Annotated in this window: 20 protein-coding genes; 7 read left to right on the plus strand and 13 right to left on the minus strand. The window is 60.7% G+C overall.

The genetic code is table 11. The features are described from left to right. Window positions 1-39 precede the first annotated feature (39 nt). Entirely contained in the window at window positions 40-531 is a 492-nt protein-coding gene (locus PSJ8397_RS15685; RefSeq protein WP_085865576.1) for a GNAT family N-acetyltransferase, read from the plus strand. Window positions 532-534: 3 nt separating this feature from the next. Here PSJ8397_RS15685 and PSJ8397_RS15690 read toward each other — a convergent pair whose 3' ends face one another. The 3 genes from PSJ8397_RS15690 to PSJ8397_RS15700 all read right to left on the minus strand — a co-directional run bounded on the left by PSJ8397_RS15690 (window position 535) and on the right by PSJ8397_RS15700 (window position 3209). Next, the gene (locus PSJ8397_RS15690; RefSeq protein ID WP_085865577.1) at window positions 535-831 is read right to left on the minus strand and encodes an FtsB family cell division protein; all 297 of its coding nucleotides are present in this window, start codon (window positions 829-831) and stop codon (window positions 535-537) included. 136 nt (window positions 832-967) lie between these two features. Then, complete coding sequence (locus PSJ8397_RS15695) at window positions 968-1858, minus strand: fructose bisphosphate aldolase (RefSeq protein WP_085865641.1); 891 nt, start codon at window positions 1856-1858, stop codon at window positions 968-970. A 172-nt stretch (window positions 1859-2030) separates the two neighbouring features. Continuing rightward, window positions 2031-3209, minus strand: coding sequence for a phosphoglycerate kinase (locus PSJ8397_RS15700; protein WP_085865642.1), 1179 nt, complete (start codon window positions 3207-3209; stop codon window positions 2031-2033). Window positions 3210-3329: 120 nt separating this feature from the next. On the opposite strand from PSJ8397_RS15700, the gene PSJ8397_RS15705 reads away from it, so the two are divergent. Together PSJ8397_RS15705 and PSJ8397_RS15710 are read left to right on the plus strand one after the other, a co-directional pair. After that, complete coding sequence (locus PSJ8397_RS15705; RefSeq protein WP_085865578.1) at window positions 3330-3836, plus strand: peptidylprolyl isomerase; 507 nt, start codon at window positions 3330-3332, stop codon at window positions 3834-3836. After that, complete coding sequence (locus PSJ8397_RS15710; RefSeq protein ID WP_085865579.1) at window positions 3829-4386, plus strand: peptidylprolyl isomerase; 558 nt, start codon at window positions 3829-3831, stop codon at window positions 4384-4386. The genes PSJ8397_RS15705 and PSJ8397_RS15710 overlap by 8 nt, the downstream gene beginning before the upstream one ends. Before the next feature lie 107 nt (window positions 4387-4493). Here PSJ8397_RS15710 and PSJ8397_RS15715 read toward each other — a convergent pair whose 3' ends face one another. From PSJ8397_RS15715 to PSJ8397_RS15740, 6 genes are all read right to left on the minus strand, one after another. Beyond that, entirely contained in the window at window positions 4494-5873 is a 1380-nt protein-coding gene (locus tag PSJ8397_RS15715; RefSeq protein WP_085865580.1) for a protein adenylyltransferase SelO, read from the minus strand. A gap of 84 nt (window positions 5874-5957) precedes the next feature. Continuing rightward, window positions 5958-6407, minus strand: coding sequence for a GNAT family N-acetyltransferase (locus tag PSJ8397_RS15720; RefSeq protein ID WP_085865581.1), 450 nt, complete (start codon window positions 6405-6407; stop codon window positions 5958-5960). Window positions 6408-6503: 96 nt separating this feature from the next. Continuing rightward, window positions 6504-7439, minus strand: coding sequence for a nucleoside hydrolase (locus PSJ8397_RS15725; protein WP_085865582.1), 936 nt, complete (start codon window positions 7437-7439; stop codon window positions 6504-6506). Window positions 7440-7541: 102 nt separating this feature from the next. Beyond that, on the minus strand, window positions 7542-8855 hold the full coding sequence (locus PSJ8397_RS15730) for an alpha/beta hydrolase family protein (RefSeq protein WP_085865583.1): 1314 nt from the start codon (window positions 8853-8855) through the stop codon (window positions 7542-7544). Window positions 8856-8918: 63 nt separating this feature from the next. Continuing rightward, window positions 8919-9152 (minus strand): hypothetical protein, encoded by a 234-nt coding sequence (locus tag PSJ8397_RS15735; RefSeq protein ID WP_085865584.1) that lies wholly within the window; start codon window positions 9150-9152, stop codon window positions 8919-8921. Further along, window positions 9149-10294 (minus strand): aromatic ring-hydroxylating oxygenase subunit alpha, encoded by a 1146-nt coding sequence (locus tag PSJ8397_RS15740; protein WP_085865585.1) that lies wholly within the window; start codon window positions 10292-10294, stop codon window positions 9149-9151. The genes PSJ8397_RS15735 and PSJ8397_RS15740 overlap by 4 nt, the downstream gene beginning before the upstream one ends. Window positions 10295-10631: 337 nt before the next feature. Between PSJ8397_RS15740 and PSJ8397_RS15745 the strand changes: the two genes are divergently transcribed. Continuing rightward, on the plus strand, window positions 10632-10880 hold the full coding sequence (locus tag PSJ8397_RS15745; RefSeq protein ID WP_200811329.1) for an EF-hand domain-containing protein: 249 nt from the start codon (window positions 10632-10634) through the stop codon (window positions 10878-10880). Between the two features lie 175 nt (window positions 10881-11055). On the opposite strand, the gene ilvN is transcribed toward PSJ8397_RS15745, so the two are convergent. Together ilvN and PSJ8397_RS15755 are read right to left on the minus strand one after the other, a co-directional pair. Then, a complete protein-coding gene (gene ilvN / locus PSJ8397_RS15750; RefSeq protein ID WP_085865586.1) occupies window positions 11056-11619 on the minus strand; it encodes an acetolactate synthase small subunit in 564 nt (187 codons plus the stop codon). Between the two features lie 12 nt (window positions 11620-11631). Beyond that, window positions 11632-11838 (minus strand): hypothetical protein, encoded by a 207-nt coding sequence (locus PSJ8397_RS15755; protein WP_143515505.1) that lies wholly within the window; start codon window positions 11836-11838, stop codon window positions 11632-11634. Between the two features lie 268 nt (window positions 11839-12106). Between PSJ8397_RS15755 and PSJ8397_RS15760 the strand changes: the two genes are divergently transcribed. Continuing rightward, window positions 12107-12379, plus strand: a complete 273-nt coding sequence (locus tag PSJ8397_RS15760; protein WP_085865588.1) for a hypothetical protein — start codon at window positions 12107-12109, stop codon at window positions 12377-12379. Window positions 12380-12472: 93 nt separating this feature from the next. Here PSJ8397_RS15760 and PSJ8397_RS15765 read toward each other — a convergent pair whose 3' ends face one another. Next, window positions 12473-13171, minus strand: a complete 699-nt coding sequence (locus PSJ8397_RS15765) for a hypothetical protein (RefSeq protein ID WP_085865589.1) — start codon at window positions 13169-13171, stop codon at window positions 12473-12475. A gap of 4 nt (window positions 13172-13175) precedes the next feature. After that, window positions 13176-14930, minus strand: a complete 1755-nt coding sequence (locus tag PSJ8397_RS15770) for an acetolactate synthase 3 large subunit (protein WP_085865590.1) — start codon at window positions 14928-14930, stop codon at window positions 13176-13178. A gap of 73 nt (window positions 14931-15003) precedes the next feature. On the opposite strand from PSJ8397_RS15770, the gene PSJ8397_RS15775 reads away from it, so the two are divergent. Continuing rightward, window positions 15004-15342, plus strand: coding sequence for a hypothetical protein (locus tag PSJ8397_RS15775; protein ID WP_085865591.1), 339 nt, complete (start codon window positions 15004-15006; stop codon window positions 15340-15342). Further along, window positions 15339-17249, plus strand: a complete 1911-nt coding sequence (locus tag PSJ8397_RS15780; protein ID WP_235000800.1) for a PhoX family protein — start codon at window positions 15339-15341, stop codon at window positions 17247-17249. The genes PSJ8397_RS15775 and PSJ8397_RS15780 overlap by 4 nt, the downstream gene beginning before the upstream one ends. Window positions 17250-17372: the final 123 nt, after the last annotated feature.

Raw genomic sequence — 17372 nt, forward strand, 5'->3', positions numbered from 1 at the left:
CTGCCTTGCGCCCAGTGCAAGGGTCGGGAAGACTGCGGTATGAAATACAAGATCAGACAAGAAAAAGAAGGCGATGCCGCAGCGATCCGCGATGTGGTCGCGCAAGCCTTCAAGGGAAAATCCTTTGAGGATCCGGACGATCCGGTGATCGTGGAACGCCTGCGCGACGACGGAAGCCTTGTGCTGTCGCTTGTCGCGGAGGCGGGCGGGGAGGTGATCGGGCAGGTCGCCCTGTCGCCGGCCAAGATCGGTGACAGCCCGTATCTGTGCCTTGGGCCCATCGCGGTGCTGCCGGGCCATCAGGGCAAGGGGATCGGGTCCGATCTGATGGGCCACGCCTTGGGTGTTGCCCGGGTGTACGGGCGCGACGGTGTCGTGTTGATGGGGGACCCCAAGTACTACAGCCGGTTCGGGTTCAAACGTGTGGCGGCCATCACCTACGAAGGGGAGGGCGCGGATTACATTCAGGTCCTGCCTTTTGGTGCTGATCCGTCGGGGCCGCTGTCGCTGCACCCGCTGCTGACGCCATAAACCTTAGCGGATCACGATCTCATCGGCGCGGACCATGCCCAGCACATCGCGGGCCTGTTCGTCCAACAGATCCAGATCCAGATAGGTGTCGGACAAACGACGGGTCAGGTTTTCCATGCGGGCAACCTCGGCCTGCACGAGGCTGAGTTCTTCACGCAGCATCCGGCCCTCTGCCTCAATCTCTGCGCGCTTGAAGACGCCGAAATCGCCTTGCACGGCGGCAAAGGTGAAATAGACCGCCAACATCAGGCTGCCTGCGAAATAAAGAAGAACCCCCATGGGGGCGCGGGTTTTGCGCATTCGTCTGCCTCATCTACGGCCTCTGACGGGCCGCCTTTGGCACAGAATCGCATATTTGATTCGCGAAGGGAATCCCCTTTGTGCGGACCCCAGACTTTCCTCGAAAGTCTGTAGGCAAATCCTCTGAGAGGATTTGTTACGCGACCGAGGCCGCGTGGATGCTGTCGATGGTGTCGGCGATGGTTGCGTTGAAGGCGTCATCGCTTTGCTGGGCGGACAGACCTTCGGTCAGGGCGCGGCTGAAACTGGCCACGATGCCGGAGTTCTGGGCCAACCGTGCGTTCGCCTCCGCCCGGTCATAGCCGCCAGACAGGGCCACAACCTTCATCACGCGGGGATGATCCACCAGCGCCTGATATTGGCCCGCCACATCGGGCAGGGTCAGCTTCAGCATGATGTCGTCGTCCATTTTGTCCAGGCGCGACAGCAGCGCGTCCTGCAACATCGCCTCCGCCTTGGCTTTGTTGTCCATGGTGATTGTGATCTCAGGCTCAAGGATGGGAACCAACCCGTGGGACAAAACCTCGGCCCCCACATCAAACTGCTGATCGACGACGGCGTTGATGCCAGCCTCATTTGCCTCATCAATCACGGCGCGCATTTTGGTGCCGAAAATGCCGCCCGCGCGCGCGCGGGGCAGCAGATCGCCCAGATGGGGCATGGGTTTCATCAGTTTGACGCCGTCCGATGGGGCCTCCAACCCTTTGTCGATTTTCAAAAACGGCACCACGCCTTTGTCTTCCCACAGGGCGAGGGCTGTGGGTTTGCCGTTGACCTGTCGGTCCATCGTCATCTCAAACAAGATTGCCCCGATCACTTTGCTGCCGTCAAAGGCGGGTGCGTTGATGATGCGGGCGCGCATCTCGTGGATCAGATCGAACATCTCATCTTCACCGGCGTAGGCGTCCTCAGGCACGCCATACAGGTTGAGTGCATTGGGCGTTGAGCCGCCGGATTGATCAAGGGCCGCGATAAATCCCTGACCGCGCCGGATCTGGTCTGCCATCTTTGCCTGAATGTTCGTCATGTCCAACATGCTGCGTTCCTTTCCAAAGGGTCAAACCGAGGTTGTCTTTGGTCTAGGACACGCAGGCAGGGGCGCACAATTCTGGTTACGCTAACGGGTTGCGCTAACACCGCAAAACGCAACAAAACAGGGCGCTTGGGGCGCCCTGTTGGTGTCATTCATGGGGGGTGGATCAGGTGTGCAGGGCTGCGACGCCGGGCAATGTCTTGCCCTCCATCCATTCCAGAAAGGCCCCGCCGGCTGATGAGATATAGGTGAAATCACCGGACACACCCGCCTGATTGAGGGCCGCAACCGTGTCGCCCCCGCCCGCCACGGTGATCAGTTCACCGGCCTTGGTTTTGGCCGCAGCATCCTGCGCTGCGGCAAAGGTGGCCTTGTGGAACGGCTCGATCTCGAACGCGCCAAGGGGGCCGTTCCAGATCACGGTTTTGGCGCGCGCGAACACCTGCGCGATATGCGCGACACTGTCTGGCCCTGCATCGAGGATCATTTGATCGGCGGGCACCTCTTCGGCCATCACCGTGGTGGCAGCAGCACCTGCTTTGAACTCCGCGGCGACAACCACATCGCGGGGCAGCAGGATTTCGCAGCCTTTCGCGGCGGCCTTTTCGGCGATGTCGCGGGCGGTGTCGGCCAGATCATGTTCGCACAAGGATTTACCCACATCGAGGCCTTGGGCCGCCAGAAACGTATTCGCCATGCCGCCGCCGATGACGATGACGTCGACCTTGTCGATCAGGTTGCCGAGTAAATCCAGCTTGGTGGAGACTTTGGCCCCGCCGACGACAGCCACCACGGGCCGTTCTGGGCTGCCCAAGGCTTTCTCAAGCGCGCCGAGTTCTTCGGCCATCAGGCGGCCCGCGCAGTTGGGCAGCAATTTCGCCACGCCGGTCGTGGAGGCATGGGCACGGTGCGCGGCGGAGAATGCATCGTTGCAAAAGACATCCCCCAAAGAGGCCAAAAATTGCGCCATTTTGGGATCATTGTCCGTTTCCATGGAGGAAAAGCGCGTGTTTTCCACCAGAATGACCGAATCTGCGGGGGCGGCATCGATGTCGTCGCGGCTGGGGCGTTCCATGAAGGTCACAGTGCGGCCCAGCACCTTTTCCAACGTCGGCACGGTGATGCGCAGGGACATATCAGGGTTGGGCTGGCCTTTGGGGCGGCCAAAATGGGCCAGCAGAACCGGCTTGCCGCCCTTGGCGAGGATGTCTGTCACGGTGGGCTTGATGCGTTCGATGCGAGTGGCGTCTGTCACCTCTCCTTGGTCGACGGGCACGTTAATGTCCACGCGGGTCAGCACCACTTTGCCGTCCAGATCCATATCGTCGAGAGTGTTCCAGCCCATCTTCGCCTCCTGCTTCATATGGGCGGGGATATCGCCAATCGCGACCGTCGCGTCAACCGCGCTTGGCAATCTGGCCGCAGCGCCTTAGGTTCCGCCCAAACAACATCAAAGGAGGCCCCCATGGCCGAGATCAAAGATCCAGAGAACACGATCCTGATGGAGCTGAAAGGCGGGACGGTCACGATTGAGCTGCTGCCCGACGTCGCACCCGAACACGTGGCCCGCATGAAAGAACTGGCCCGCGCCGGTGCCTATGACAACGTGGCCTTTCACCGGGTGATTGACGGGTTCATGGCGCAGACAGGTGATGTGGCCAACGGCAACATGGAAAAGGATTTCAACATCGGGCGCGCGGGCACCGGCGGGTCTGATTTGCCGGATCTGCCGGCTGAGTTTTCCAAGATCCCCCACGCCCGTGGGTCCTTGGGGGCTGCACGTTCGGCCAATCCGAACTCCGCCAACAGCCAGTTTTTCATCAACTTCAAGGACAATGATTTCTTGAACGGCCAATACACGGTATACGGCCAGGTTGTGTCGGGGATGGAGCATGTGGATGCGATCACGCGCGGTGAGCCGCCGATGAACCCGGACCGGATGATTTCTGTCAAGGTGGCGGCTGATGCTTAGGGGCGCGCTCATCGCGGTGCTCTTCGCGGGTACGGCGCAGGCCGGCGGGATTGAAATCACCGTGGCGGGGCAGGCCGAAGGCACGATTGTCATTGATCTGTTTGAGGACATCGCCCCGCAACACGCCGAACAAATCAGCGCCTTGGCCGCTGAGGGCGCCTATGACGGGGTGGTGTTTCACCGCGTGATCGAAGGCTTTATGGCCCAAACGGGCGATGTGGAATTTGGCGACAGCACGGATGCGGCGTTTGACATGCGCCGCGCGGGCACCGGCGGATCCGATCGAGGCGATATCCCGTTGGAGGCCACGACCGAGATGTCATTCACCCGTGGCAAAGTGGGGATGGCGCGGGCGCAGAACCCCAATTCCGCCAACAGCCAGTTCTTCATCATGTTTGAAGATGGCCCGTTTCTGGATGGTCAATACACCATCGTGGGGGAGGTGACGGCCGGTCTTGAGATCGTGGATGCCATCAAACGTGGTGATGGGCCCAATGGTGCGGTGATCGGTGAAGCTGACCGGATGGTCAGCGTGACTGTCACCGAGTGAGCTTTACCTATTCATGTCCTGAAAAGGCCGCGCAATTGCGCGGCCTTTTTTCTAAAATTCCGGAATTTTAGAGCCTCCGGCGGGAGTTTTTCCGGTCAGATGAAGGGTTATGTCCCGCAGAACGTCTGGTGGACTTTTTCTGTTTCTTTGGGTGGGGATTGGTAGTCTGGATTGGCCGTAAAAGGCGCTGAAACGGCGGCGAGCATGTCATGGAACGGGGCCTCATCGCCCGCGGTTGCGGCTTGGATCACGGCCTCGATCTGGTGGGTGCGCGGGATGACCGCCGGATTGGTTTTGCGCCACAGGGCATCATCGGGTGCCGCGGCGCGCCAGCGGGCGTGCCAGTCTGGAAACAGATCATCTGTGATGTCCAATGCATTGAATGTATTTGTAAAATCCGCTTTGGCTTTGGCCATTTCGGTGAGCAGATCTTGTGCGAGGGTCGAGGCCGTCTCGTTTGGCTGCAGGCCGAGTTTTGGCGCGAACGCGCGGGTCCATTCAGCTGCAAAAAGCGTAGGAAAGCGGTTGATGATTGCGGTGAAGTCTTCGATGGCGGCGTCTTGGTCGGGCATGATGGGGACCAGTGCCGTGGCAAATTGTGCGAGGTTCCAATGGGTTATCGGTGGTTGGTTTGAATAGGCGTAGCGGCCTTGATGGTCGATGGAGCTGAACACTGTGTCGGGGTGGTAGTGGTCCATGAAGGCGCAGGGGCCATAGTCGATCGTTTCGCCTGATATCGTGACATTGTCCGTGTTCATCACACCGTGGATGAAGCCCACGGACATCCACTTGGCGACCAGATATGCCTGATTTTCCATGACTTTTTGCAAAAGATCTGCAGGGCCTTTTGCATCTGGGGCGTGGCGCGCGATGGTGTAGTCTGTCAGGGCTTGCAGGCCCTCGGTGTCGCCGCGGGCGGCGAAGTATTGGAAGGTGCCCTCGCGGATATGCGAGGCTGCGACGCGGGTCAGGATTGCGCCGGGAAGTGGGCCCTGTTCGCGCAAAACAGGATCGCCGGTGGCCACGGCGCAGAGGGCTTTTGTAGTTGGAATATCAAGGGCCTGCATTGCGCAGCTCATCAAATATTCCCGCAGCACGGGGCCAAGCCAGGCCCGTCCGTCGCCCATGCGTGAGTAGGGCGTGGGGCCGGATCCTTTAAGTTGGATGTCCACGCGGCCCAAGGGGCTGTCCAATTCGCCCAGATGAAGGGCGCGGCCGTCGCCCAGCTGGTGCGAAAATCCACCGAATTGGTGTCCGGCGTAGACCTGGGCGAAGGGACGGGCGGTTGCAGGATTGTCGTTTCCTGAGAAGAGGTTCGCGGCTTCTTGATCGGTCATGCCGGAGGTGTCCAACCCCAAATCGCGGGCCAACGCATGGTTGAACGCAATCAAGCGCGGGGCGCTGACGGGGGTGGCGGGCTGTTGGGTGTAGAACCTCTCAGGGAGGGTGTCGAGGTAGCTGGACTGGAGCGGCAGGGTCAGGGACATGGCGAGGCCTTTTGCAGCGATTTTCGAGGGGCTGACATGAGTGTGCATCGGGCGTATGTCTCCAAAACACCCTCGCGGAGTAAGTTAGAGCGTGCGGGTCATCAGGGAATAGCGGTCGCGCATCTTGAAGCGGGCGCGGGTGTAGAGGCGGATCGTCGCCTCATCGGTGCGGTCGACTTCGAGGTGGAGCGCTTTGACGCCGACGTCCGCGAGAGAGGCGGCGATGGTGTGCAAGACCTCTGATCCCAATCCACGGTTGCGCACGGCGGGCCGGATAAAGAGTTCATCGACAAAGGCGTCCATGCCACCGAGTTCCATTGACCAGCCGAAGGTGATGATGGTGTAGCCGGTCGGCGCCTTTGCGGGGCCAAAGAGCCATGCTGCGCCCAAGGGCGAGCCTTCGAGGAGGGGCATCAAGGCCGTGTGGCGGGCATCGTCTGTCATCTCAAGCCCGTATTCGGTGTGGAAGGCTGCGATGAGGGGCAGGAGGCGGGGGGCGTCCTGTGGCGTGGCGAGATGGATGGCTGTTGTCATGGCGGTGTCCGGTTCGGGGCGTGCGGTGCCGTGAGGCGGGGTGGGAATTAGGTATTTTTGACCCAAAGAAGCAAGGGGCGGTGTGACAAAGTGCCGTTAGAGTGTGGCGAGACGATCCGCCAGCAGGGCATAGAAGCCGTCTGCGTCCAGATCCCCGATGAAGGTGCAGTTTTTGGGCCGATCCGTGATGCCCCACCAATCGGCCACGGTCATGCCCAAGGTCAGATCGGATGTGGTTTCGATTTCCACGTTGATGTGGCGCCCTGTGAAGAGATCCGGTTGAAGCAGGTAGGCGATGACAGTCGGGTCGTGGAGCGGCGCGCCTTCGGAGCCGTATTTGGCCATGTCGAAGCGTTCGAAAAAGTCGGTCCATGCAGCGGTCATGTCGCCCACACGGGTGCCCATTTGCCGAAATTTTTCGATGCGCGGTTTTGTGGTGAGCGCCTTGTGGGTCATATCCAGCGGCATGACGGTGAGCGGTAGGCCTGCGGTGAAGACGACTTGCGCGGCCTCTGGATCGACGTAGATGTTGAATTCGGCGGCGGGGGTGATGTTGCCCACGGCAAAGTACGCACCGCCCATCAGGACGATTTCCGCGATGGCGTCCTTGATGTCGGGCGCGCGGGTCAGGGCTGTGGCGATGTTGGTCAGCGGGCCTAACGGACAGAGCGTGATGCTGGCGGGGGCGGCGGCGCGGCAGGTGTCGATGATCCAGTCCACCGCGTGTTGGTCCTGCAGCGGCATTGTCGGGTCGTCAAGCTGCGGCCCGTCAAGGCCGGTTTTGCCGTGGACGTGTTCGGCGGTCACCAGTTTACGGGCGATCGGCGCGTCGCAGCCTGCAAAGACCTTCATGTCTGGGCGGCCCGCCAATTCGCACACGATGCGGGCGTTCTTTTCCGTCAGCGGCAGGGGCACATTGCCCGCCACGGCCGTGATGCCCAGCACGTTCAATTCAGGGGAGGCCAGTGCCAGCAGGATGGCAACGGCGTCGTCTTGTCCAGGGTCTGTGTCGATGATGATGTCGCGGGGCATTTGAGGGGGCTTTCACTTGGGTGCGCGCAGCCTAATGCCATGTGGGCGGGGGGGAAAGGGGGCGCGCGGTGCCGCGCGCCCTGATTTCAATGTGATCGGTGCTTACCCGTCTTCGGGCGTGGATGTTTCAAAGCGCAGCCCGTGGGCGGAGCGGTTGGGAAAGCCGGACCAATAGGTGTGCGCATCCGTGGGATTGCCTGCATCGTCCAGATCCCAGACCCCGTCTGCGGCCACGGGCACCAGATCAAACGTGGCACTGCGGTCTTGTGATTTGAGGTGTTGGTCGAGGAAGGCCGTGACAAAATGCTGGCTGATGTTGTTCATCCGCGTGCTGTCCCAAACGGCGTCTGCGTAGTGTTCGAAGGGGGCCCAGCCCAAGGCCTCGGACACGGCATAGCTTTCGGCGGGGGCGGGCATGGGGGCGCCTGCGTTGTGGTTGGCAGCCTCGAAGGTCAGCAGATGGCGGGTGGTGCCTGTGGCCTGATCAAACATACCGCGGATGGCGTCATAGATGCTGACGTCATCCACCCCGCCTGCGATCAACAAAAGGGGATCGTCGATGGCGGCAAAGGCCTCAGGCGACCAAAAGCCTGCGTTATTGCCCCATGGGCCGAAGGCGACGAAGGCTTTGATGCGGTCATCGTCAAGCCCCGCGTGGCTGCCCGAGCCGTGCAGGTTGCGTTCCAGCAGGCCTTGCGGTGCACCCCATTCATATTCGGTGCTGGCCTGTGTGACACCGGCACCTGCGTAGATCAGAGCGCCATAGCCCCCCATGGAGTAGCCCACAACCGCAGTGTTGGTGGCATCGGTGATCGCCCCCAGATCGCCTTCAAGTGCGGCCATCTGATCCACGACGAACATCTGATCCCACGGGCGGTTCACGAGGGTCGACCCAAACGCGCCTTGATCGGAGTAGGTGCTGTCGGTGTGATCAATCGAGGCCACGACATATCCCTTGCTGGCGATGTTTTCGGCCAAGGGCGACATGAGCATCCGGTTGCCGGGATAGCCGTGGCTGATAATCACAAGGGGATATGGGCCGGTATCCGTGCCCGCAGGTGTGGCGTCGCGGGCGGCGCGTCCTGTCAGCGTGACCTCGGTCGTGCCGTCGCGCAGGATGGTGGTGTAGGTGCCGCCTGCCTCTGTGGTGTCTGCGGCGGGGTACCAGACTTCGACGGTCAATGAGCGGTCTGCGCGCGCAATATCGCCGTCTGCGCCAGTGGCGGCCACGTCGATTTGATCAGGGTTGGTGAAGGTGAGGGTTTGCACCCCGATGGGGGACGCACCATAGGCTGCAAATTCAGGGGCATCGGGGCGGATGATGTCGATGCGGTTTTCTGCGCTGGCTGGAACTGCAAGCCCGCCGAGCGTTGTGGCAAGCATGGCGGAAAGGGCGATGTTTGGGGTGCGCGTCATTCTGATCCTCCTATGTGACACGGAGGAGCCTAGCGCGTCTGAGATCAATTGCGACCCGTGACGTTACAGTCGCCCCTCGGCGGACAGGCGACGTTTGAGAGCGCCCGCGCGGGTGTCCCCGACCTCCAGCGCGAAAATATACGCTTGGGTGAGAAAGAAGCAGGCGGTGTCAGTGTCTGCGGCGATGTCAGCGGCGCGGGTATAAAGGCCCACAAGGGTTGTGGCATCGCCCGCGTCATGGGCGGCCAGAAGGGCGGCGTTCAGATCGTCGTGCTGATCTTTTGCGGCGTCGGTCATTCGGCCGCTTGCAGTTTGCCCGCGACCCAGTCGTGAAAACAATGGGTCGGCCCGTCCATTGCGGGCGAAAAGCGGCCCCCGTCGAACCCCGGTGCGGCGCGGCCGCGCTGCATGCCTTCGACGACACCGATGTCCTCTTCGAAAACGTCTTTCCACAGGGCCGCGTTTTTCGCGCGCAGATCGGCGTCCGTTGCGGGGTCTGCGTAATAAAGGTGGATGTGTTCCGCCGTTTGGTCGTGGGCCAGCGGTTCCAGAACGATGGCGAAGGCGTGGTCGCGCTGTGCGCCCAACAGCACGTTGGGATAAAGGGCGATGTATTCGGCGCCTTCGTCCCAGAAGTCGGACAGGCCCGCGAAATCGGGAAAGGTCTGCCCTGCTTCGCCTTGCAGTTGGCGGTAGACCAAGGTGCCTTGGCCCGAATATTTGCCGTATTCCGCGATGTTGTAGTGATCCTCAAGCCGGGAATAGCTGTTCAAACCAGGGTGGACCCACGGCAGGTGGTAGCTTTCACAGTAGTTTTCCACGGCGAGTTTCCAGTTGGTCGCCACGTTCAGGGTAAAGGCGCTGTCCGGCCCGCCGTGATGCAGCGGCGTGTCGTGCTCATGCCAGCGGGCGATCAGGTCGGCGTGGATGTCTTCGAACGGATCCGCCTTACCGTCGATGTTGATAAAGACGATGTCGCGCCAGATGTGGCTGCGGACTTCGATCAGACCCAAATCGTCTTTGACGATGGCGTCATGGGTGTTGTGACCCGCGCCGCCCACATGCGGGGTGGAGACAAGGCGGCCTTGCGTGGAATAGCACCACGAATGATAGGGGCAGCGGATCGCGCCCTCAATCTTGCGCGCGGTGTCCACAAGGATCATGCCCCGGTGGCGGCAGATGTTTTGAAACACGCGCACTTGGCCCTCTTTGTCGCGCAGCAGCAAAAGGGGGATACCGGTGAAGGTGATGGGCTTGGCGTCGCCCGGCTTTGGCACATCGGCGGCCACGGCGAGACCGGCCCAGCTGCTGTACAGGACCGCGCGGGCTTCGGCGGTGAAGACATCCGGGTCGGCGTAGTGGGCGTTGGGCAGGCCGTTGGCCACCTCAACCGGTTGGCGCACAGCGTTCAGGGGCGTGGTGTTGTGATCTTTGGCCATGGGCGCGTCCTTTCGAACAAATCTGTGACCCAAGGCTAGACCGATCTGCGCGGCGGCGTCCGGCAGGCGGGCGACATGGGATATTCTGCCGCCGACATGATGGGGGCCCATCGGCGGTGGGGTGCCAGTGCGGCGGTATGGTCTGCGCCATGTGTTGCCGATGGGGGACGGCGGGGGTTTGGGCGGCGTCCCTCCGCCCAACCGCGCGCCTGATTTATGCCGCATGCCGCCCAAAACGTGTCCTTGCGGGTTGCTGTGTGGTCCGCGGTGTGCGGTCAGGGCACATCAGGGTTACGGGGCTCAGACGCCCCGCCATGTCCATCTAAGGAGAAACCAGATGATGAAGATGACCCAAATGATCGCCCTTGTTCTGATCACCGTCGCAAGTGCCGCCCATGCACAGGACGCAGACCCTGCCATCGACGTGAACGGTGACGGCTTCTACAGCTTTCCTGAGCTTTTGACGGTCATGCCCGAGATCACGGATGCGGATTTCACGGCCATGGACACCACGGGCGATGGCCTGCTGGACATGGCCGAGGTGACGGCGGCGCAAGACGCAGGTGTGATGCCCGTGGACCAGTAACGCGGCGCAGTAACGCCGCGCGTTTTCCCTCATCCCGAGATGGAATGGCCGATCGCTCCGCCATTCCGGCCGCGCATGTTCCCCAAGCGTGACGCGGCACTGCCCCTTGGTTTGCAGCGGGGGACCGCTGCGGGCCAAGGGGCTTTTTTGTGACGTTCTTAGAAGGGGCGGGGCGTCAGTCGCTGCCGCGCGACAGGGCGGCCACGCCGGTGCGGGCCATTTCCACCAGCCCGATGGGGCGCATGAGGTCGGCAAAGGCGTCGATTTTCTCGGACGTGCCGGTGATTTCAAAGGTGAAGCTGTCCAGCGTGCTGTCGACCACATTGGCGCGGAACACATCGGCCAGACGCAGGGCCTCAACGCGGTCCTCGCCTTTGCCGGCGACCTTGAACAGGGCCAGTTCCCGCTCCACCGCGCGGCCCTCGACGGTCAGGTCGTGAACCTCACGCACAGAAATGATGCGGCCCAGCTGGGCGGTGATCTGGTTGATGGTCTGCGGCGTGCCGGTTGTCACCACGGTGATGCGGCTCAGGTGGCCTGTGTGGTCAACCTCGGCCACCGTCAGGCTTTCGATGTTGTAGCCCCGCCCCGAAAACAGGCCGATGACACGGGCCAGAACACCTGGTTCGTTTTCCACGAGCACAGCCAGCGTGTGGCGTTCTTCGTGATCCGAAAAAGTCGGCCTTAGGTTGTAGGCGGAATGAGACGTGGCGCCTTGTTTGATATTGAGGGCAGACATGGGGCAGGCTCCTTATTGAGGGGGGCAATCGAGGGCGGCATAATAGGTGTTCACGCCGGTTTCTTTGGTGATGTTTGTTGTGGTGCATCCTGTCGCCACTTCGGCGGCGCGGGCGGCATAGGCCAGTAACAGGGCCGGATTGGTGGCACCGGTTTCAAAGTTGCGCACCGTGGCCCCGCGCGGGGTGTCGGTGACAGTGAAGGGGATGTCTTCGATCATGACTGATTGACCGGGCATTATGTCAGCGACAAATCCACCTGTGCAGGCGGTTGTTGCCATCGTGGCGGTGAACATACCTATATTTCTTGATCGTTTCAGATATTTTTTAAGGGATTTAACATGTTGAATTACATACATCTTTTGACATGCTGCGATTTTTTCTTGAACGCTGCAGGAACTTTTGGACGCAGCGATGTGTTGTGTTTCCGAAGCCGCACAGGACACCTTGTCCATCACGGTGCTGGCCCAAAGACAATAGGATTTTAAAATGACAAACCTGATGAAAACACTGATCGCTTCCGCTGCTGTTGCAACGCTGGGCACCGCTGCCCTGGCCGACGGCCATTCCAAGTTCGGTGACTTCGATCCAAACCGCGCCGTGCTGGACCCAACAATGGACCAGAATGACGACGGTGAGATCACCATCGATGAGCTGATCGAGATGAACATGATGGTATTCGACACAGATGGCAACGGCGCAATCGACGCCGACGAGCGTGGCGAAGCCGAGCAGTTCCTCGAAGCTGCGCTGAACCGGTAAATCAACCCTCGGTTGTTACCGATTGTTGGAAGGGTGGCCCCGTCGGGGCTGCCCTTTTTTTGCGTTTTTGCGGGGGTCAAATGATCCATCGCGTTACACTGTTGCGCTTTGCGGAGTGGATTGGCCGCGCAGTGCGGTCACCTGAGGATCATTCAGCATTTGCCGCAACTTCGTGCGCCAGACGCCCGCGTCCCCTTCCCAACTGCGGGGCGGTTCGCGGTCGTCGTAGGTGACGAACGTGCCGTGGGGCAGGGGATCGCCTTCGTCCATGCGGCCCTTTCGCACCACATTGAACATATGACTGTTGGGCAACCGTGCCTTGAACGCTGCGTCCAACGCCGCCAGATCGGCCTGCCGCGCCAAAGGGTCCAGCGGCGGCACGGTCAATGACGGCGTGAGGTTGCGTTGCGTGTTGGACCACACGCCGATGGTGGGTTTTCGGGCGAGGGCTGCGAAATTTTCTGCCAGATGATCGAACTTGGACCGGAATTCATCGAACCGTTCAATCAGGTTTGGGGTGTGAAAAAACCACAGCCTCATGTCATCCCAATAGTACACTTTGCCGCGCACATGGGTCAGCGCATCAGGGCTGTCCGGGAAAAACCGATTTGTGTCCAACACCTTGGCCAAGGCACGCGGTGGCGCGATGAGCCAGTCAAACGGCGTGCGTTTGATCCGGCCCTTTTCGCCCACGTTGCGGTCCAGAAACTTCTGGCCCTTCTCGATCTGGAAGGCTGCCTGACAGCTCATCCCGACGGAGACGATGTTGAAGGTGTCATAGACAAGTGCCATCGGATCAGACCAGAACAGACCCTTTCGCGTCGATGACGCCTTGGGTTTCGGCCTCGCCCAGAAGCATTTCGTTGTGGGCCTTGCCCGACGGGATCATCGGGAAGCAGTTTTCGTGCTTTTCCACCAGACAATCGAAAATGACCGGCCCGTCATGGTTCAGCATTTCCATGATCGCATCGTCCAGATCCGCAGGATCGGAACAGATGATGCCCTTGGCGCCAAACGCCTCGGCCAGTTTCACGAAATCCGGCAGGCTTTCGGACCAGCTGGAGGAATAGCGTTCGCCGTGCAGCAATTCTTGCCACTGGCGCACCATGCCCAGACGTTCGTTGTTCAGGATGAACTGTTTGACGGGCAGGTTGTACTGCACCGCGGTGCCCATTTCCTGCATGTTCATCAGCCACGACGCCTCACCGGCGACATTGATGACCAGCGCGTCAGGGTGCGCCATTTGCACGCCAATGGACGCGGGGAAGCCGTAGCCCATCGTGCCCAATCCCCCCGATGTCATCCACTGGTTGGGGTTTTCAAAGCCAAGGTACTGCGCGGCCCACATCTGGTGCTGGCCGACCTCGGTGCAGATGTAGCGATCTTTACGGTCCTTCGTCAGCGCCTCCAGACGGGTCAGGGCGTGCTGGGGTTTGATGACCTTGCCTTCTTGCGTAAACGCCAGGCAGTTGACCTTTTTCCAGTCTGCAATCTGGTGTTTCCACTTGGTCACGGCCTCGGCATTCGTCTTGCGGCCGCGGGATTTCCAGACCTTCAGGATGTCTTCCAGGACGTGGCCCACATCGCCGATGATCGGAATATCCGTTTGGATGACCTTGTTGATGGAGGACGGATCGATGTCGATATGCGCCTTGGTGGAGCCGGGCGAGAACGCATCAAGACGCCCCGTGATCCGGTCGTCAAAGCGCGCGCCGATGTTGATCATCAGATCGCAATCGTGCATCGCCATGTTCGCCTCATACAGACCATGCATCCCCAACATGCCGATCCAGTGTTCGCCTGACGCCGGATAGGCGCCCAGACCCATCAGGGTTGAGGTTATGGGAAAGCCCGTAGCCTCGACCAATTCGCGCAGCAGTTGGGATGCTGCAGGGCCGGAGTTGATGACACCACCGCCGGTGTAAAACACAGGGCGCTTGGCCTTTTCCATCGCGGCGACCAGATCGGTGATGCCTTCGATGTCGCCTTTGACGTTGGGCTGATAGTGCGACTTTTGCGGCGCGGGCTTAGCGTAGGTGCCGTTGGCGAATTGAACATCCTTGGGGATGTCGATCAGCACAGGGCCGGGGCGGCCGGATGTGGCCACGTGGAACGCCTCATGGATCGTGGGCGCCAGCGCGTCCGTTTCCTTGACCAGCCAGTTGTGTTTGGTGCAGGGCCGCGTGATGCCGACCGTGTCGGCCTCCTGAAAGGCATCGGATCCGATCATAAACGTCGGCACCTGTCCGGTGAAAACGATGATCGGGATGCTGTCCATCAGCGCATCCGTCAGGCCAGTGACCGCATTCGTGGCCCCGGGGCCGGATGTCACCAGCGCAACACCGGGTTTGCCGGTGGACCGTGCGTATCCTTCGGCGGCATGAACCGCTCCCTGTTCGTGACGCACCAGAATGTGCTTGATCGAGTTTTGCTGAAAAATCTCGTCATAAATCGGTAGGACGGCGCCACCGGGATATCCAAAGACTGTATCCACACCCTGATCGATCAGGGCTTGAACCACCATTTTTGCACCGGTCATTTGAGCTGACATTGTTTTATCCTCTTAGCAGCTGCCGTTATCGTGTCGTATCGCATAAAAAAGCCCCCGAAGATTTCGGAGGCGCATGGGAACCGGAATGGTCAACCTGTTACAGGCCCATGCGCGTGTCTCCTTCAAGTACAAGGACGATGTTCATCCGAGGCTCTCCTTTGTGCGTGCTGGATGTATGCCCAAGCGGGGCAGGACGGTCAACAGCCCAAATCGCAAAAATGTCGCTGTAGGGCGGTTTTTCGCAACTTTCTTTCTGGGGCTGCTCAAAGCGGACGCGGCAGGCCTGTCATCAATCCGACATCAAACTGTCAGCGGCCTGTTTCAAAACTGTAATCGCACCGTCACGGGAATCGCGGACACCAACCTCAGCGGCAGCATAGGGACTGCCAGCCAACCTGAGGATTTACGATGAAACACATCCAGACCCCCGCCACGCCCCAAAGCCAAGCAGACGCCATGGACACCATGAGCTGGGATGACTGGGATGAACTGCAACGTCCTACACCTGAAATGACCGAATTTGACGGTGTCGTGGCCTCTGCCATGTCGCGCCGCGGCTTTCTGGGCCGCGTGCTTGCGATGGGGTCGGGCGCTGCGGTGATGGGCGCGGGCGTGTTCAAGGGCAGCACGGCGTTGGCGGCCTCCGACCGCTTTGCCTTCGACGCCATTCCGATTGCCACCGATTTCACCATCCACGTGCCTGAGGGGTATTCCTGGGCGCCTGTGGCCAAATGGGGCGACCCGTTGTTCTCCGACGCGCCTGCCTTTGACCCTGTCAGCGGTGTCACAACCGAAGGCCAGGCGCGCGCCTTTGGCGAAAACACCGACGGGATGGAGCTGTTTAACATCGGCGGTCGTCAGGTCATCGCGGTGAACCACGAATACGCCAACACCCGCACCAACCTGGCCCGCTCGGGCGGTGACGTGACCTCGCTGGACGATGTGCAGCTGTTGCAAAACGCCCAAGGCGTGGCGGTGTTTGAGGTGGAAGAGGCCGAGGACGGCTGGCGCATCGTGCTCGACAGTGACCTCAACCGCCGCATCACCCATCAGACGCCGATGACCCTGACAGGGCCCGCCGCAGGGCACGACCTGCTCAAGACTGCGGCCGATCCTGAGGGGCGGACGGTGCTGGGCACGATGAACAACTGCGGCGCAGGCAAAACGCCGTGGGGCACCTACCTGACTTGCGAAGAGAACTTCAACGGCTACTTCGGATCCACCGATCAAGCGCTTGAACTGTCTGCAGAGTTTGGCCGCTACGGCATCGGTCTGGAAGGGCGCTACGCCTATGAAACCTATGACGCGCGGTTCGATCTGTCCCAAAACATCAATGAGCCGAACCGCTTTGGCTATATCGTGGAAATCGATCCCGCCGATCCGACCTCAACCCCGATGAAACGCACCGCTTTGGGCCGGTTCAAACACGAAAACGCCGCCTGTGCCGTGGCCCCTGATGGGCGCGTGGTTGTCTATCTGGGCGACGATGAACGCGGTGAATACTTGTATAAATATGTCTCTGATGGGGTCTATACGCCGGGCGGCGATACCTCTGATCTGTTGGTCGAAGGCCAGCTTTATGCGGCCAAGTTCACCGACGATGGCCGTGGCGAATGGATAGCCCTGACGCCAGAGGCCACAGGCATGGACGCCGCAGAGATCGCCATTCACACACGGCTGGCGGCCTCCGCCGTAGGTGCCACCACCATGGACCGCCCCGAATGGGTCGCCGTGAACCCGGTCGCTGTGGAAGGCTACTGCGCGTTGACCAACAACAAAAACCGTGCCGTCAAACCCAACGCCGGTGGGGATGAGACACCCGTGAACGGCCCCAACCCAAGGGCCGAAAACAAATACGGCCAGATCGTGCGCTGGTATCCCGAAAACGACGACCATGCGGCTGTCGATTTCACATGGGATCTGTACGTCATGGCCGGCAATCCCGAGGTCCACGACGACGCCTACGCCGGATCGGACAACGTCCATAAGGGCAACATGTTCAACAGCCCCGACGGGATGATGTTCGACAGCGCAGGTCTGCTGTGGATCCAGACCGATGGGGACGACAGCAACGAAGACGGCTTTGCGGGCATGGGAAACAACCAGATGCTTGTTGGCGATCCGGTCAGCGGTGAAATCCGCCGCTTTATGACTGGCCCCAAAGGGTCGGAAGTTACGGGCATCACCTGGTCATCCGACCGCCGCACGGCCTTTGTTGGCATCCAGCACCCCAAAGCACCGTTCCCCGATGGCGAAGGCTCTCTCGCCCGTTCGACCATCGTGGCGATCAAGCGGGATGACAACGCCGTCATCGGCTAGACAGCCCCATCAAAATCAAGGCCGCCCCCCCGCCGGGGCGGCCTTTCTGCATCCGTTTTTGAGCGGCGCCCCCCTTCATCTGACCCAAAAAACTCCCCCCGGAGGGCCGGAATGCCGCAGGCC

This window comes from Pseudooctadecabacter jejudonensis (assembly GCF_900172275.1).
Classification (GTDB): domain Bacteria; phylum Pseudomonadota; class Alphaproteobacteria; order Rhodobacterales; family Rhodobacteraceae; genus Octadecabacter; species Octadecabacter jejudonensis.

Coding starts and splice junctions, on each gene's coding strand:
- ilvN (WP_085865586.1), bottom strand. CDS start 11,619: ATGTCTGCCCTCAATATCAAACAAGGCGCCACGTCTCATTCCGCCTAC.
- PSJ8397_RS15780 (WP_235000800.1), top strand. CDS start 15,339: ATGAAACACATCCAGACCCCCGCCACGCCCCAAAGCCAAGCAGACGCC.
- PSJ8397_RS15770 (WP_085865590.1), bottom strand. CDS start 14,930: ATGTCAGCTCAAATGACCGGTGCAAAAATGGTGGTTCAAGCCCTGATC.
- PSJ8397_RS15715 (WP_085865580.1), bottom strand. CDS start 5,873: ATGTCCCTGACCCTGCCGCTCCAGTCCAGCTACCTCGACACCCTCCCT.
- PSJ8397_RS15720 (WP_085865581.1), bottom strand. CDS start 6,407: ATGACAACAGCCATCCATCTCGCCACGCCACAGGACGCCCCCCGCCTC.
- PSJ8397_RS15765 (WP_085865589.1), bottom strand. CDS start 13,171: ATGGCACTTGTCTATGACACCTTCAACATCGTCTCCGTCGGGATGAGC.
- PSJ8397_RS15730 (WP_085865583.1), bottom strand. CDS start 8,855: ATGACGCGCACCCCAAACATCGCCCTTTCCGCCATGCTTGCCACAACG.
- PSJ8397_RS15740 (WP_085865585.1), bottom strand. CDS start 10,294: ATGGCCAAAGATCACAACACCACGCCCCTGAACGCTGTGCGCCAACCG.
- PSJ8397_RS15690 (WP_085865577.1), bottom strand. CDS start 831: ATGCGCAAAACCCGCGCCCCCATGGGGGTTCTTCTTTATTTCGCAGGC.
- PSJ8397_RS15700 (WP_085865642.1), bottom strand. CDS start 3,209: ATGGGCTGGAACACTCTCGACGATATGGATCTGGACGGCAAAGTGGTG.
- PSJ8397_RS15775 (WP_085865591.1), top strand. CDS start 15,004: ATGGGAACCGGAATGGTCAACCTGTTACAGGCCCATGCGCGTGTCTCC.
- PSJ8397_RS15725 (WP_085865582.1), bottom strand. CDS start 7,439: ATGCCCCGCGACATCATCATCGACACAGACCCTGGACAAGACGACGCC.
- PSJ8397_RS15760 (WP_085865588.1), top strand. CDS start 12,107: ATGACAAACCTGATGAAAACACTGATCGCTTCCGCTGCTGTTGCAACG.
- PSJ8397_RS15755 (WP_143515505.1), bottom strand. CDS start 11,838: ATGATCGAAGACATCCCCTTCACTGTCACCGACACCCCGCGCGGGGCC.
- PSJ8397_RS15685 (WP_085865576.1), top strand. CDS start 40: ATGAAATACAAGATCAGACAAGAAAAAGAAGGCGATGCCGCAGCGATC.
- PSJ8397_RS15745 (WP_200811329.1), top strand. CDS start 10,632: ATGATGAAGATGACCCAAATGATCGCCCTTGTTCTGATCACCGTCGCA.
- PSJ8397_RS15735 (WP_085865584.1), bottom strand. CDS start 9,152: ATGACCGACGCCGCAAAAGATCAGCACGACGATCTGAACGCCGCCCTT.
- PSJ8397_RS15705 (WP_085865578.1), top strand. CDS start 3,330: ATGGCCGAGATCAAAGATCCAGAGAACACGATCCTGATGGAGCTGAAA.
- PSJ8397_RS15695 (WP_085865641.1), bottom strand. CDS start 1,858: ATGACGAACATTCAGGCAAAGATGGCAGACCAGATCCGGCGCGGTCAG.
- PSJ8397_RS15710 (WP_085865579.1), top strand. CDS start 3,829: ATGCTTAGGGGCGCGCTCATCGCGGTGCTCTTCGCGGGTACGGCGCAG.